The 14,307-nt window shown below is 43.2% G+C and carries 16 protein-coding genes; 7 read left to right on the top strand and 9 right to left on the bottom strand.

Annotated elements, in window-relative coordinates:
• The first annotated feature begins 86 nt into the window (after positions 1–86).
• Positions 87–575, top strand: coding sequence for a hypothetical protein (locus GGD38_RS10280; protein ID WP_375298081.1), 489 nt, complete (start codon positions 87–89; stop codon positions 573–575).
• Positions 576–579: 4 nt separating this feature from the next.
• Here GGD38_RS10280 and GGD38_RS10275 read toward each other — a convergent pair whose 3' ends face one another.
• Positions 580–714 carry a hypothetical protein gene (locus GGD38_RS10275; RefSeq protein WP_375298082.1) on the bottom strand — a complete coding sequence of 45 codons (135 nt, stop codon included), beginning with the start codon at positions 712–714 and terminating at the stop codon, positions 580–582.
• A 235-nt stretch (positions 715–949) separates the two neighbouring features.
• Between GGD38_RS10275 and GGD38_RS10270 the strand changes: the two genes are divergently transcribed.
• Positions 950–1,654 carry a peptidoglycan DD-metalloendopeptidase family protein gene (locus GGD38_RS10270; RefSeq protein ID WP_375298083.1) on the top strand — a complete coding sequence of 235 codons (705 nt, stop codon included), beginning with the start codon at positions 950–952 and terminating at the stop codon, positions 1,652–1,654.
• Positions 1,655–1,706: 52 nt separating this feature from the next.
• Complete coding sequence (locus tag GGD38_RS10265) at positions 1,707–2,189, top strand: DUF1203 domain-containing protein (protein WP_375298084.1); 483 nt, start codon at positions 1,707–1,709, stop codon at positions 2,187–2,189.
• Here the strand turns inward: GGD38_RS10265 and GGD38_RS10260 are convergent.
• From GGD38_RS10260 to GGD38_RS10245, 4 genes are all read right to left on the bottom strand, one after another.
• Positions 2,186–3,280 (bottom strand): DUF6688 family protein, encoded by a 1,095-nt coding sequence (locus GGD38_RS10260; protein WP_375298085.1) that lies wholly within the window; start codon positions 3,278–3,280, stop codon positions 2,186–2,188. The two genes, GGD38_RS10265 and GGD38_RS10260, sit on opposite strands and share 4 nt — an antisense overlap.
• 71 nt (positions 3,281–3,351) lie before the next feature.
• Positions 3,352–3,636 carry a hypothetical protein gene (locus GGD38_RS10255; protein ID WP_375298086.1) on the bottom strand — a complete coding sequence of 95 codons (285 nt, stop codon included), beginning with the start codon at positions 3,634–3,636 and terminating at the stop codon, positions 3,352–3,354.
• Between the two features lie 206 nt (positions 3,637–3,842).
• Positions 3,843–4,301: an NADPH-dependent F420 reductase gene (locus GGD38_RS10250; protein ID WP_375298087.1), complete on the bottom strand. Its 459-nt coding sequence runs from the start codon at positions 4,299–4,301 to the stop codon at positions 3,843–3,845.
• Between the two features lie 71 nt (positions 4,302–4,372).
• Positions 4,373–4,486, bottom strand: a complete 114-nt coding sequence (locus tag GGD38_RS10245) for an NAD(P)-binding domain-containing protein (RefSeq protein WP_375298088.1) — start codon at positions 4,484–4,486, stop codon at positions 4,373–4,375.
• 143 nt (positions 4,487–4,629) lie between these two features.
• On the opposite strand from GGD38_RS10245, the gene ruvB reads away from it, so the two are divergent.
• Positions 4,630–5,661 carry a Holliday junction branch migration DNA helicase RuvB gene (gene ruvB / locus GGD38_RS10240; RefSeq protein ID WP_375298089.1) on the top strand — a complete coding sequence of 344 codons (1,032 nt, stop codon included), beginning with the start codon at positions 4,630–4,632 and terminating at the stop codon, positions 5,659–5,661.
• Positions 5,662–5,730: 69 nt separating this feature from the next.
• Here ruvB and GGD38_RS10235 read toward each other — a convergent pair whose 3' ends face one another.
• The gene (locus GGD38_RS10235; protein WP_205508722.1) at positions 5,731–6,432 is read right to left on the bottom strand and encodes a response regulator transcription factor; all 702 of its coding nucleotides are present in this window, start codon (positions 6,430–6,432) and stop codon (positions 5,731–5,733) included.
• 163 nt (positions 6,433–6,595) lie between these two features.
• Between GGD38_RS10235 and GGD38_RS10230 the strand changes: the two genes are divergently transcribed.
• From GGD38_RS10230 to GGD38_RS10220, 3 genes are all read left to right on the top strand, one after another.
• Positions 6,596–6,967, top strand: a complete 372-nt coding sequence (locus tag GGD38_RS10230) for a co-chaperone GroES (RefSeq protein WP_375298090.1) — start codon at positions 6,596–6,598, stop codon at positions 6,965–6,967.
• Positions 6,968–7,260: 293 nt separating this feature from the next.
• Complete coding sequence (locus GGD38_RS10225; RefSeq protein WP_375298091.1) at positions 7,261–8,835, top strand: helicase HerA-like domain-containing protein; 1,575 nt, start codon at positions 7,261–7,263, stop codon at positions 8,833–8,835.
• Between the two features lie 107 nt (positions 8,836–8,942).
• Positions 8,943–9,497, top strand: coding sequence for an ester cyclase (locus GGD38_RS10220; RefSeq protein WP_375298092.1), 555 nt, complete (start codon positions 8,943–8,945; stop codon positions 9,495–9,497).
• A 40-nt stretch (positions 9,498–9,537) separates the two neighbouring features.
• On the opposite strand, the gene GGD38_RS10215 is transcribed toward GGD38_RS10220, so the two are convergent.
• From GGD38_RS10215 to GGD38_RS10205, 3 genes are all read right to left on the bottom strand, one after another.
• Positions 9,538–11,445, bottom strand: coding sequence for an ATP-dependent DNA helicase RecQ (locus GGD38_RS10215; RefSeq protein ID WP_375298093.1), 1,908 nt, complete (start codon positions 11,443–11,445; stop codon positions 9,538–9,540).
• An 88-nt stretch (positions 11,446–11,533) separates the two neighbouring features.
• Complete coding sequence (locus tag GGD38_RS10210) at positions 11,534–11,875, bottom strand: four helix bundle protein (RefSeq protein WP_375298094.1); 342 nt, start codon at positions 11,873–11,875, stop codon at positions 11,534–11,536.
• Between the two features lie 195 nt (positions 11,876–12,070).
• Complete coding sequence (locus GGD38_RS10205; protein ID WP_375298095.1) at positions 12,071–14,191, bottom strand: heavy metal translocating P-type ATPase; 2,121 nt, start codon at positions 14,189–14,191, stop codon at positions 12,071–12,073.
• Positions 14,192–14,307 lie beyond the last annotated feature (116 nt).

Below are 14,307 nucleotides of genomic sequence, written 5' to 3'. Positions count from 1 at the left end.
TCTTAACTTACAAAGGGTTTATGCTTTTGGGTTTTTTGTATTTATTTGGTTCTTGGAACCTGAGATTTGGGATTTAAATTTATGTTATGGCACATCCAAATACAGCGTTGATAGAGGGACTACGAAAAGCCGCTGCCGGCCTGGTTAATGGCAATTATTATGCCTGGGGACATCATGGCGCCTGTAATTGCGGACATTTATTGCAAGCCACCACTGAATTAAGTAAAGAAGAGATTCTTACATATGCACATACGGGTATTGGTGAATGGACGGAACTGGCGCAGGAAAGCTGCCCCGTTACCAATGCACCTGTTAATTTACTATTGAAGAAGCTGGAAGAGATGGGACTAACGCCTACGGACATTCATAACATTGAATACCTCGAAGACAGGGAAGTGTTGAACCGGTTACCCGAAGGCTTTAGATGGTTGAAAAGAAACGTGCGTGAGCATGTGGTCATGTATTTTGAGACCATGGCAAATATGCTGGAAGACAAATTGATCAGCCAAGTCGAAGTGAATTACAGCGAATTGTTGCCCACTGAGGAAGTAGTAGTCGCCAACGGAACGGAGTAAAAACTTATGGTCTTTTTGCTTCGTCCTGGTCTGTTGATTTCATATACTCATTCCGGTCTTTTTTATAATTCATCAGAATGGTATACGATACAATCGTTGCGGCTAGTATCAAATAAAATATAATCGTCCACGTATCCATACCCTACAATTTTATATGATACGTAGTCAGAAATTATGCCATTTTATAATTTGATAGCCCGTAAAGGATCAAATTTGATCTTTTGTTGAAAAGTAAGTGTTTTTTAGCCCTTGGGCTAGGGTTACTACTAATTGATTATTAAGGAGATGATTGTATATTAGCAAACCGGCTTTGCAGATTAAAATATTCGTTTTGCAAGGTGCCTGATTATTAGCGTATTATAATTCTATTAGCTTTGGAGCCACTATCATTTGATAATATCATTCGCAAATACCAGTTTACATTTCATCGTGTAGTGGATTTTGACCCTGCAACCGATCGTTTATGTGCGCTTGATTTTACCCGGAACAATACAGAGCTTACACCCGATAAAATGCGTTATGCTTTAACTGATTACGTTCAACGGAAGGTACATGCAAGCAACTCCCGGTATGGCATAGGTGGTTATAATGAACATCGAACTATTTACAGCATAAGTAATGTATTTGATGGGAAACAACCCAATGAAGAGCCACGCCGCTTACATTTAGGCGTTGATATTTGGGGGCCGGTAGGCACACCGGTGTATGCTTTTATGGGTGGCATGGTGCATAGCTTTGCATTCAATGATCAGCCTGGCGATTATGGTGCAACGTTAATATTACTTCACCAGCTTGATGGCGTCGCATTTTATACGCTCTATGGTCATTTAAGTTTACGCGATATACAAAATGTTTCAGCCGGGCAGTACGTTAGTATTGGTCAAACCATTGCCCATTTTGGCGATCAACGTGAAAATGGGCATTGGCCGCCGCATCTTCATTTTCAGATCATACTTGATATGCAATTAAAAGAAGGCGATTATCCCGGCGTATGTAAATTTTCGGAAAGAGATAAATACCTCGCTAATTGTCCCGATCCCGATCTTATTTTACAATTGAACCGGTACATAAAGCAATAAACGGGTTGATGTTTACTATTCGTAAGTGCAATTTTGTGTTATAAAATTGCATATGATGAAGAAGTTTAAAATTGTTCCTTTATCAAAAGACTACGCTGCTAAAATAAGGGCAACCGGTAAAGATGAATTTGGTCATTCCGTTATTGAACAATTGGCAGCAGGCTTAGGGCCCTGCAGAGTGTCTTTAAAACCATTTGAAAAAGGAGTTGACACGCGGCTTTTAATAAGTCATACCCCATTCGACATTGATAACGCTTATAACCAACCCGGACCAGTTTTTATAAATAAGGAAGAAGTAGAAGCGTATTCAGATGTTTATCGGTTTCCGCCCGAAATAAAAGCCAATAAGAAAAGTTTTCCATTATCACTGGTAGGGTATAGTAAAGAACAACTGATGGTATTTACCCGTCTTGTTGGTGATGATGATGTAGATGAATTAATACCTCAAATATTTGAACAGCATACTGAGATTGAATACCTGCATGCCCGTAATGCACAAGCCTGCTGTTACATTTGTAAAATTGAGCGGGTTTAATGCTGCTCCAGCTGCCGGCGGTGTTCGCTGCTGATGTATTGTTTCGCAATCCTGTTCTCGGGGTTCTTGTCAAATGTATACAATACCAGTAGGAAGAACCATTCGGCCGGTTTCATAATAACATATACAACATCGCTCACCCATTTAATATTGAATACATTGTAATAACGATGAATGACCTTACCAACATGGTTATAATTGCTGCGAATGATGTTATGTAAGAATGGTAATTTCTGTTGAAGCAGATCTTCAAATGCATTGGAAACAAGCAACTGCCGGTTACAAAGAATAAGCCGTTCGTTCCTGATGCCAAGCCGGGTGGGTTTTACAAGATCTTTATGTCCCTTAGCTGCAACCGAACATAAAAAATGACCGCCACAAGCTACATTATCGCATTGGTAATCGAGGGCCGATAATCCATGCTTATACGTGTCGGTAAATGCCCTGATCATAGAATCGGGTTTTTGACCCACCAGCAAAAGGATGGCAGCAATAAGCGTAAGCAAAGGAACACTAAGCAGGAACAGCAACGGAAATTTTGCAATGGGTTTCAGTAATAATATTTTCAGCGCTATCCTTTCCAGGCCATTCCTGGGTTGCATATCACTTTTCTGAATATGGTTTATTAACCGTTGTTGGTTTACACCCAGCGTCATAGTAAACAACAGTATAATGGGAATGTTGCCAATAACAGCGGCCCACCTGAATTCTTTCATATGAATAAGAATAAAAATGTTCAGTACAATACCGGTTATCAATAATAGATTGATCACTATTTCAAGTACCGGCGTTGAGACGGTTTTTCTGTACCCTGAATAAAAATAGGCAACAAGGCAGGCGACTATAAGTAAATAAATTGTGGGCCGGTGTTGGGGAGAAAATAAAGCGCTATCGCCGCAACAATTGTTGTGGTTGGGTATATCCATAACAAGCAGATACAGCAAAGGGGCTACAACTACCGATATGATCTCAACAGTAGAAAATAAAGCGCCGCTTATGGGTGTACGGTTTGCGTAATAATTCAGAAAATAAAATAGCGCAAACAGGCCGCTGAGCGCAATAAAAATAATGGGTAGGCCCAGTATGATCATGGATTGGGGTTATAGGATAAAAATACTCATTGGTATTAGTATTACCAATGGCTGCCGGTGAAGCATTTAAATTATAACATGCCTTTCACCAGTTCTTCCCATTCCTGTTCAAGTGAATACCCGGGCATACGTTTGCCGGCTTTTGTATACCAGTAGTTGGCGTTAAAAACATCTCCCTCGCGGCGATGCAGATAAGCGTGTATCCAGGCTGCGGTTTTATCGGTAAGGTCCTGAATAAGCGTATGGGCTTCATCCCAATTGCCTTTACCATCTTGCCACAGTGATTGCAAATATATATTGCTGTTGGCCGGCGGTGTACCGGTTGTAAGGCTTTGTTTAAAGGTATCGAAATTCATAGGGTAAAGTTATAGGGAATAATCTATATTTTTTTTCACTTTGCCACCGTATTAGTTTATTTAATGATGGGGAAATGCTTTTGGGCATCAGAAAAAAAGCAACAGGGCCTCAAGACTTTTTAGATGAGTCAGAAAATTTAGAACAGGGCCTCAAAAACTTTTTAGGCGCTACGTTTAAAAAGTTTTCGATACCGGAATTTTTTTTCTTACACCTTCAACAATTTAAACGCATGGTCCCACTGGTTATGTAAGAACCCCGGAATACACCAAAGTATACACAATGGCTCAATGGCACGGGCTGCGGTGGCATTGCCCATATCGGCGGTTTCCCAACCAAAGGCGGTTAAGATATCTGTCACCGCTTTTTTGGCTTTATCGTCATTACCGCAAATGAACATGGTTGGCGGGCCTCCTTTTACTGTTGGTTTATACATTTGCAAATTGCCTACGCTGTTAAATGCTTTTACCAGCCTGGCTTGTGGAATTTGTTTTTGCAGCCGCTCCAACAGCGATTCGTTCAAATCGGTAAAGAACGATAACACGCCATCTGTTGGCGGGCCACCTATTGGGTTGGTGGCGTCTATAACAACTTTGTTTGTAAAGTGGGAAACGCCGGCTTGCTTTATGGCCGATTCGGCTACCGAGCCGCCAACTGCCAATACCAATATATCGCCAAACTGGGCGGTTACGCCAAAGGTGCCGCACTGGCCTTTGGGATTGTCTTTCTTCCAGTTCTTTACTTCTTCTTTGCCGGGTTGCGGGTGCCCAGCATTACTTCGTGCCCTTCGGCTAAAAAGGCAGAACCCAATTTCTGGCCTACTGCGCCAGAGCCAATGATACCTATTTTCATAAATGAAAAGTATTGTGAATCATGAATGGTCGCAGTTCCTCAGGGCTACAATTGCACTCTATTAAGTTACTAAATTCGCCCCATAAATTCATCGCTTTACAAGCTTACATTTGCGTAGTTTTACAAAGGAGCCCAAACAAAACATGTCCAATCCCAACTTAAATAACAATAAAGAAACGCTCAGTGCGGCAGAAAAGGAGTTTGAGAATAATATCCGTCCCCGGGAAATAAATGATTTTTCGGGACAGGGGCAGATCATCGAAAACCTTACTGTTTTTATAAAGGCAGCCAAAATGCGCGGAGAGGCCCTGGACCATATCCTGTTCCACGGCCCGCCGGGATTAGGTAAAACCACCCTGAGCCGCATTGTGGCCAATGAGCTGGGCGTGAATATTAAAGAAACCAGCGGCCCTGTTATAGAAAAACCTGGCGATCTGGCCGGATTGCTCACCAATCTGGAGCCTCGTGACGTGCTGTTTATTGACGAAATTCACCGGTTGAGCACGGTGGTGGAAGAATACCTGTATGCGGCAATGGAAGACTATCGCATAGATATTATGATCGATAGCGGCCCCAATGCCCGCAGCATACAATTATCGCTTAACCCTTTTACACTGGTGGGCGCCACCACCCGCAGTGGATTGCTTACTGCGCCATTATTGTCGCGTTTTGCCATAAAACAAAGGCTGGAATATTATACTGCCGAAACATTGAGAAAGATCGTGCAGCGTTCTGCCGATATTCTTGGATCGAAAATAACCTCAGATGCGGCTGGTGAAATTGCCCGGCGCAGCCGGGGCACGCCGCGTATTGCCAATGGGCTGTTACGCCGCATGCGCGATTTTGCCATGGTATTAGGCAACGGAGTTATTGACCTGGATATTACCCAACATGGATTAAAGGCATTGAATGTTGATGAGCATGGGCTCGATGAAATGGATAACCGCATTCTGCTTACTATAGTTGATAAATTTAAAGGAGGGCCGGTTGGTATTACCACTATTGCTACGGCGGTTGGTGAAGAAACCGGTACGTTAGAAGAAGTTTATGAGCCGTTCCTGATACAGGAAGGCTTTATAAAACGCACCCCTCGCGGCCGTGAAGCCACTTTGAAAGCCTATACCCATTTGGGTAGGGTAGCGCCGGGTGGAGGGGGGAATTTGTTGTTTGAATAAAAAAGCCACGTATTGAAATACGCAGCTCTTTATAAAAAACGGTATAATAAAATAAATCTGTAAACTGTATTAGGCAACCGGAACAACCAGGCGGAAACCATTTCCGTGGATGTTCACGATCTCGATGCTGTCGTCGTCTTTCAGGTATTTGCGCAATTTGGCAATATACACATCCATACTACGGCCATTGAAGTAGGTATCGCTGCCCCATATTTTTTTGAGCGCCTGCTCGCGAGGCAACAGGTCGTTCATATGCTCGCACAACATTTTCAACAGCTCATTTTCCTTTGGCGATAAAGTTTGGGTTTTACCGCTATGGCTCAGTTCGCGTAATTTAGGATTGAAGTGGTATTCACCCAGGTCGTATTCTTTGTTCTCCTGTTCTTTATTAGTTTCTTCATTCCTTTTCAAAATGGCCTTTATTTTTAGCAACAATACTTCGCTGTCGAAAGGCTTGGTAATGTAATCATCGGCGCCGAGCTTATAGCCCTGAATAATGTCTTCCTTCATAGTCTTTGCGCTCAGGAAGAATAATGGAATGTCGGGGTCCACATCGCGGATCTCTTCAGCCAGGGTAAAGCCATCCATGTGAGGCATCATTATATCAAGTAAGCAAAGATCAAATCTTTCGCGTTGAAAAGCGGCAAGTCCAAGGCGACCGTCACGTTCCAGCGTCACATCAAAATCATTCAGCTCCAGATAATTCTTCAACACCATTCCAAGGTTCTGGTCGTCCTCGCATAATAAAATTTTAGGTTTCTTTCCTTCCATTGTGATGTAGATTTAGTTCGATAGTGTAAATAAAGTTAAATCATTTGCCATTTCCGGCAATAGCCGCGTAATTATTTGTTAATAATACCTAATGGCCGGTTAAGTGGCAAATATGGAGTATAAACAGTTAATTGGTTAATTTTACAGCTTTAATAAAGGTCATATGCGTTTGACAACTGATAACAAATTCAAGAAACTTATAGTAATTGGCGACAGGGTATTGATCCGTCCCGCAAAGGCCAATGAACGTACAGAAACCGGTTTATACCTGCCGCCCGGGGTAGGGGAGCGTGAAAAAGTTCAGCAAGGTTATGTAATAAAAACCGGACCAGGCTATGCCATTCCTTTGCCCGTTGAGGACGAAAGCTGGAAAAGCAGCGAAGAACAGGTTAAATATGTACCCCTGCAGGCAAAAGAGGGCGACCTGGCCATCTTTTTATTAAGCGGCGCTACCGAAGTGTTGTATGAAAATGATAAGTATTACATCGTTCCGCAAAGTGCTATATTGATGCTGGAAAGAGAAGAGGATATCTAATGTGATAATTAGCTAATGTGCTAATGTGATAATGCTTCCCCCGCCGGCAGTCCGATTTTCTGCGGCCTCAAAATTGAACAGCAATTAAAGAAGTTACCCGCAAGCCGTGCTTAGGCACGGCTTTTTTGTTGTTCTGGTAACACGGACCGGGGTAACTGGTAACTGTGCTTACTATCAATATATTAAGAAGCCACTTCCAGCCTGCAACACTTCCATAAAAATTATAATCTGACCGTTGCCAGGGGCTTGCCAGTTCGGGGTAAACATGTATCTTTCTGCCATAAAATTTTAATATGCCTAATAAAGATGCATTTGTTCGGTTAGTAAAGGATAACTATACATTCAAAGGAGAATCTTTTCGCATAGGTACGGCTGTATTAGATGGCGAGGTGCTGCCGGGAGCAGATGCATGCATTCCATTAAAGACCATGAACCGGCATGGACTAATTGCCGGGGCTACCGGTACCGGTAAAACAAAGACCTTGCAGCTGATAGCCGAAGCGTTGAGTGATGCCAGTGTACCAGTGCTGCTGATGGATATAAAAGGCGACCTGAGTGGTATTGCTGCCGCAGGTACCGAAAACAACAATATAAAAGAACGTCTTGCAAAGATCGGCGGTGAATATAAACCCGGGGCTTTTCCGGTTGAACTGATGTCGCTCAGCAATGAAAAGGGCGTACGGCTTCGTGCTACCGTAAGTGAGTTTGGCCCTATCTTATTATCAAAGATCCTCGACCTCAATAATACCCAGGAAGGCATTGTTTCTATCATCTTCAAATATTGCGATGATAACAAAATGCCCCTGCTCGACCTGAAGGATTTTATAAAAGTAATACAGTATATCAGCGATGAAGGCAAGAGTGAGATTGAAAAGGCATATGGTAAAATTGCTACTACCAGCACCGGTACCATATTGCGTAAAGTTATTGAACTGCAACAACAGGGCGCCGATCATTTCTTTGGCGAACCTTCTTTTGAGATCGACGATCTGATGCGCATTTCAGATGATGGTCGTGGTATGATAAGTGTGCTGCGTGTAACCGATATGCAAAACCGGCCTAAGCTGTTCTCTACATTTATGCTGCAAATGCTGGCCGAACTGTATGCTACTTTACCCGAGGCCGGTGATATTGACAAACCCAAGCTGGTTATGTTCATCGATGAGGCGCACCTGGTATTTCAGGAGGCAACCGATGCATTGTTGCAACAAATTGAAACCGTAATAAAACTTATTCGTTCAAAAGGCGTAGGCATTTTCTTTTGTACACAAAACCCGCAGGATATTCCTGCCGCAATTTTAAGTCAGCTGGGTTTGAAAGTACAGCATGCGTTGCGCGCATTTACTGCTGCTGATAGAAAGACCATAAAACAGGCCGCAGAAAACTATCCCGAAACTGAATACTATCAAACAGCCGAGTTGCTTACCCAGCTGGGTATTGGTGAGGCCCTGGTAACCGCATTAAACGAAAAAGGTATTCCCACGCCTTTGCTGCATACCATGTTGGTGCCGCCCCGTTCGCGTATGGATGTGCTTACTGATGCAGAAATGGATTCACTGGTAAATAAATCGAAGCTGGTAAAGAAATATGCCAACGATGAAGACCGCGAAAGCGCCTGTGAGATCTTAACCGCAAAGCTTGAAGAAGCTGCACAAAAGACGGAAGAAGAAAAAGCCGCAAAAGAAGCTGAAAAGCCTTCAAAGGCTTCTAAAAAAGAAGAAAAATCAACACTTGAAAAAGTGCTTGACAGCTCTGTTACCAAACAAATAGGCCGCACAGCTGCCAATATAATTACGCGCAGTTTACTGGGCGCATTGGGTTTGGGCGGAAAGAGTTCTTCACGTAAAAAATCGAGCAGCTGGTTTTAATAAGCCCTTATTTGTAGCAATCGAACCCTATCTTCTATTGTTAATTTTTTAGTGTTCCCAACCATTCGGCCCGAATGTGTAGCATTTATTAACCTAAAATAACAAGTATGAAGAAAACGATTGTATTGCTTGCTGTTGCTACAGCGCTTATTACCTCATGCGGTACCAATACCAACAAAACGGAAGGTGCCGAAACGGGGGAGCATAAGATGGGCGACTCTGCAATGGCCGAAAGCAAAACAGAGCGCAACAAAAAAGTGATCATGGCCAGTTTTGCGGCTATGGAATCGAAAAATGTAGCGGAAATGCTGAAGGATTGTTCACCCGATTGTGTTGATTATGGCGATGGAAGCATGCCGCCCATAAAAGGGAGAGACAGCATCATGAAAATGATTCAAACCTGGATGACCGCTTTTCCCGATAACAAAGGCAGCGATTTGAAATATGTGGCCGATGGCGATTGGGTAATGGTTTGGGGCGAATGGAGTGGTACCATGAAAGGTGATTTTATGGGTATGAAGGCCACCAACAAATCATACAAAATGAAAGATGTTGATATCTTCAAAATGAACGATGCCGGTCAGGTAGTGGAACACCATAATGTGCAATCGCCCAATACCATGATGATGCAGGTAGGCATGCAAATGCCAAAGAAGAAATAAATATAACCAGGCGGGTTTCCCTTTAGGGGAAGCTCGCCTTTTACTTTGCAGCCCTTACATACCCTTCTTTATCTACAAACAGTTTATTCTCCGATTGCAGAAAGTCGAGTACTTTAAAAAGTTTCTCCTGTTTTATGCCGGGTAATTGCTGTGGTAAAATTTCGCTTTGCACAGGACGTTGCCTGATGATGGTAAAAATAGATTGTGAAATAGTTTCAAACTCCGTAGCAGTAAGATCGTGGTTTTTTTGTTGCAGGCAATTGTCGCAAATACCGCATGGTTTTGATTTGCTATCGCCAAAGTAATCGGCAATATATTGACTGCGGCATTGTTGTGGCAGGTGAACGTATTCTATCATTTTTTTAATACGCTCAATGAATTGCTTTTTTCTTTTCTCATAACCGGTCATGTCAATGCGAAGGTATTCCGTTCTTATACGGTTCAGCATTACATATATCTGTGGTGTTTCCTTACGGGGAATGTATTCAATGATGGCATTGGCATCCAGTCTTTTCAGGTCATGTATAACATGAGCTTCTTCTTTTTTTAATAAGAAGGCGATGCTTTTTTCATGAATGTTCACCGGTATATCAAAAATGCCCTCATAGGTACGTAACAAAGTTTTAATTAATGGCTCCAGCTGCGGGTTATCTTTCTCGAACTGGTATAGCCAGCTTTTGCCGGTTATAAATTGAATACGTGCCGGTAAAAATATTTGTTCGTGGTATGATATACGGCCTTCCTGTTCCAGGGCTTTTATAGAATAGATGGCCTGGTGAAGGTCGAGCCGGAACTTTTTTATAAAGTCGGTAAAATCAAAATTGTAATAGTTGCCTTCGCCTAACCCTGATGGTATTTGCAGATAGTTCATCAACGATTCATATACCTGTCTTATATCATCGAGCGTAGGGAAGCGAATTTCGGGAAGCTGTTGTAATTCATTCAGCTCTTTATCGTCGTACAACAATACGGCGTAAGATTTCTTTTCATCACGGCCGGCGCGGCCTGCTTCCTGGTAATAGTTTTCGAGGCAGTCAGGCACATCGGCATGGACCACAACACGCACATCGGGTTTGTCTATACCCATACCAAAGGCATTGGTACAAACAATTGTGCGAACGCTGTTATTGATCCAGGCAGCCTGCTTTTTCATCCGCACTTCCTGTTGCAGTCCGGCGTGATAGAAGTCGGCAGTAATGCCATGCATGTTAAGCAGATCGCTGATCTCCCTGGTGCGTTTACGGCTTTTGCAATACACTATGCTGCTGCCCTGTACCTTTTTTAATATTTCGGTGATCTTGTTGATCTTTGATTCAACCGTAAAAACGCTGTATGATAAATTGGGCCGTTCAAACGAGCGGCTGAAGACCTTATGGTTTTTGAATTGCAGTTTGTCGCAGATGTCGTTTTGCACAGCTGGCGTAGCCGAGGCGGTAAGGGCCAGTATAGGTACGCCTGGTAATTCTTCGCGCAGGGCTGCAATACGTAAATAGGGTGGTCTGAAATCATAACCCCATTGCGAAATACAGTGTGCTTCATCCACCGCAATAAGATTGACCTCAAGCGCCGGCAGGTATTCCTGAAATAAGTTGGTCTCTAACCGTTCTGGCGAAACGTATAAGAACTTACAATTACTGTGTGTAGCCAGTTTAAGAATGTTGATCACTTCCTTACGGTTCATGCCCGAGTAAATGGCAAATGCTGTAATACCTTTTCTCTTCAGGTTGTCAACCTGGTCTTTCATCAAAGCGATCAACGGGCTTATCACCAGACACAATCCTTCCTGCGCCATTGCGGGCACCTGAAAGCATAGCGATTTACCCCCGCCGGTAGGCATCAGGGCAAGGGTATCTTTTCCCGACATTACAGAAGCAATGATATCTTCCTGTAGTGGGCGGAAGGAGCGATATCCCCAGTAGTTTTCTAGTATTGAGTGAATGTTGTGCATTGTTAGTTGTGGATCGTGAAACGGCAAACGTGAAACGTGAAAATCCTATACTTGAGCCTCATAATTATTTTCGGACTCGCTAATTGCATCACAAATTGCCAGGTCCCTTATTTCCACCGGTCATGTTGCAAAGCATGCTAAAACAGCGATTTAATAATACACCTAATTTTTGTAATTTCTCTAAAGTCACATATTTAAGATCAACAACAGCCTCCATAGCTGAGTCTATTTCAACAACAGAACTTCTTGCTACTTCATAAAAACGTTTTCTTTCAGATGGTGATTTTCTTGAAGATCCTTCTGCAATGTTTAATTTAACAGATAAAGACGCTCTTCTTATTTGTGATACCAGAACATATTTTTCTTCCTGGGGTAATAAACTGGTGATCTTATAACATTCCAAAAGCATTTCATGAGCTGCTTTATACACATCGAGGGTTTTGTGGTTTAATGGTATGAACATTTTTATTCAAATGTATCATAATGATTGAAATGAATATGAATGCTAACCAGGATCATATTTTCGCTTATGGGCGAGGTTAAGTTAAGTCGGAAGTTTGCAATAGCGGAGACCTGTATTCCGTTTCACGTTTCACGTTTGCCGTTTCACGTTTGCCGTTTCACGTCAAGCCACCTTCTTAACAAACAGCCTCCCCGAATTAATAGCAAGCACTACATCACTCAACCCCATAACCAGCGCCCCAAATGTAGGCGTAAGCAAACCAAAAGCGGCTACAGGTATGGCAATGATATTGTAAATAAATGCCCAGAAGAGATTTTGTTTAATGGTCATAAACGTATGACGGCCTAAACCCAGCGCTAATGGCAGGTTCTTGATGCCACTGTTCATCAATACCACATCGGCCGTTTGTACGGCTATATGTGATGCTTCGCTTAATGAAATACCAATAGTGGCTTTTGCCAGTGCGGGCGCGTCATTGATGCCATCGCCCACCATGGCCGTTGGGCCTTGCAGGGTGAGGTCTTCAATAACATGCAGCTTTTCTTCCGGCTTCTTTTCTGCAATCACCTCATCAATGCCCAGCAGATTGGCCAGCTGGCGGCATTTGTTCAACCGGTCGCCGCTTAATAAAATAGTTCGAATACCTTTATGTCGCAGGTACTGTACAATTGAAATGGCTTCAGGACGCACTTCATCTTTTACATCTATCCAGCCAATAAGTTCGCCATTGCGAATGATATATACATTATGCGAATCTTCGGTAGTAAGCGCCATAGCCGTTTCAAACGAACCGGCTATATAATGATCGCCAGAGGCCGTAGTGGCGGTCATACCAATGCCTTTTTTCTCTTCTATCTTAGCCCATCTGATGTCGTCTTTTCGTTTCCAGCTAAGCGTTATGCATTGGGCTATTGGGTGGTTGCTGTATTTCTCCAATGAAAAAGCAATTTGCTTAAATTCATCGGGTGAAATATTATCGGCAATTACATGGTAATTGGCCAGTTCGAACCGGCCGGTAGTTAGTGTACCAGTTTTATCAAACACCACCTGTTTGATGGTCCTGAACAATTCAAGGCTTTTGGCATTACGGAACAGCACGCCGTTACGGGCGGCCCGGCCTAAGCCAACGGCAATGGCGGCAGGGGTGGCCAGTCCCATGGCACAGGGGCAGGCAATTACAAGAATGGCTATGCTACGCATCAACGCCATGGTAAAATCGTGCAGGATAATGTAGTTCACTATAAAGGCTATTACGGCAATGGCCAGTACCGTGGGAACAAAGATGGCGCTGATCTTATCGGCCATTTGTTGTACCGGCGGCTTTTCGCTTTGCGCCTGTTTTACCAGGTTTATAATGTTTGAAAGAACAGAATCTTTTGCTTCGGCTGTTACCTGTGCTTTTATAATGCCATCAACGACAAGGCTGCCACCAATAAGGTTATCCTTTGCTTTTTTGGTAATGGGTAAACTTTCACCGGTGATGATCGATTCGTTCACGGTGGCATCGCCCGTTAAGATCTTACAATCGGCAGGTACCTGTTCGCCGCTTTTGATAAGAATAAGATCGCCACTACGCAGTTGGGTATTCTCTATAGGAAATATGATCTCCTGGTGGTTTTCGTCGAAGGCGATCATATTGGCCATCACCTTTTGCGATTTGGCCAGGCTGTTCAATGCCCGCTGGGTCGATTGTATGGAGGCATCTTCCAAATAATTGCCCAGGAATACCAGGGTAATGATGGAAGCGGTAGTTTCAAAGAAAAGGTAGCCTTCGCCAAGATTCAACAGCGCGCCGGTAAGGCTGTAGATGAACGCTGCTGTAGCGCCAAGGGCCACCAGCACATTCATATTGGGCATGCGGTTGCGAATGCTTTTAATGGCACTGCGTCCAAAAAAATCCATACCCACTATGTAAACAGGTAAACAAAGGCCCAGTTGTACCCAGGGGTTCATAAGCCAGTGAATATGTATCCACCGGTCGAACATATGCAACATCAGCGGTAAGGTAAATACCAGGCAGAAAAGGAACCGTTGCTTATGGTTGCGAAGCAGTTTTTTACTCTTTTTAGGACCGGGTAATTCCTCGCCATGAACTGAATAGCCAAGCGATTCAATGCCTTTGAGTATTTGTTGCTCATTTTTGCCATCGATATCAAAGCTCACTTCGCCCCCAATCAGGTTCACCTTCACATTACCCAGCCCTTCATTGGTGAGGTATTGCTGAACGGTCAGCGCGCAATTTGAGCAGGTCATGCCATCTACTTTCCAATTCACTTTTTTCATGTTCATCCAATGGGGTTGAGTGTATTTGCAAATTTACCGCTCAATCCCGGCATTGAGGCGATAATATGTTCACACTGTTGCAATTTTAACTTAAATCTGTCGTTCCGCCGCAGGTA

Origin of the sequence: Niastella sp. OAS944 (assembly GCA_024809215.1) — a bacterium.
Lineage (GTDB): Bacteria > Bacteroidota > Bacteroidia > Chitinophagales > Chitinophagaceae > Niastella.
Note: the sequence above shows the minus strand (reverse complement) of the source record. Positions and strands in the feature narration are given on the sequence as shown.

What these genes read in the sequence shown, in the direction of transcription:
- GGD38_RS10260 (WP_375298085.1), bottom strand. Translation starts at nt 3,280, where the DNA reads ATGATCATACTGGGCCTACCCATTATTTTTATTGCGCTCAGCGGCCTG.
- ruvB (WP_375298089.1), top strand. Translation starts at nt 4,630, where the DNA reads ATGTCCAATCCCAACTTAAATAACAATAAAGAAACGCTCAGTGCGGCA.
- GGD38_RS10275 (WP_375298082.1), bottom strand. Translation starts at nt 714, where the DNA reads ATGGATACGTGGACGATTATATTTTATTTGATACTAGCCGCAACGATT.
- GGD38_RS10245 (WP_375298088.1), bottom strand. Translation starts at nt 4,486, where the DNA reads ATGAAAATAGGTATCATTGGCTCTGGCGCAGTAGGCCAGAAATTGGGT.
- GGD38_RS10230 (WP_375298090.1), top strand. Translation starts at nt 6,596, where the DNA reads ATGCGTTTGACAACTGATAACAAATTCAAGAAACTTATAGTAATTGGC.
- GGD38_RS10280 (WP_375298081.1), top strand. Translation starts at nt 87, where the DNA reads ATGGCACATCCAAATACAGCGTTGATAGAGGGACTACGAAAAGCCGCT.
- GGD38_RS10265 (WP_375298084.1), top strand. Translation starts at nt 1,707, where the DNA reads ATGATGAAGAAGTTTAAAATTGTTCCTTTATCAAAAGACTACGCTGCT.
- GGD38_RS10215 (WP_375298093.1), bottom strand. Translation starts at nt 11,445, where the DNA reads ATGCACAACATTCACTCAATACTAGAAAACTACTGGGGATATCGCTCC.
- GGD38_RS10235 (WP_205508722.1), bottom strand. Translation starts at nt 6,432, where the DNA reads ATGGAAGGAAAGAAACCTAAAATTTTATTATGCGAGGACGACCAGAAC.
- GGD38_RS10220 (WP_375298092.1), top strand. Translation starts at nt 8,943, where the DNA reads ATGAAGAAAACGATTGTATTGCTTGCTGTTGCTACAGCGCTTATTACC.
- GGD38_RS10225 (WP_375298091.1), top strand. Translation starts at nt 7,261, where the DNA reads ATGCCTAATAAAGATGCATTTGTTCGGTTAGTAAAGGATAACTATACA.
- GGD38_RS10255 (WP_375298086.1), bottom strand. Translation starts at nt 3,636, where the DNA reads ATGAATTTCGATACCTTTAAACAAAGCCTTACAACCGGTACACCGCCG.
- GGD38_RS10205 (WP_375298095.1), bottom strand. Translation starts at nt 14,191, where the DNA reads ATGAAAAAAGTGAATTGGAAAGTAGATGGCATGACCTGCTCAAATTGC.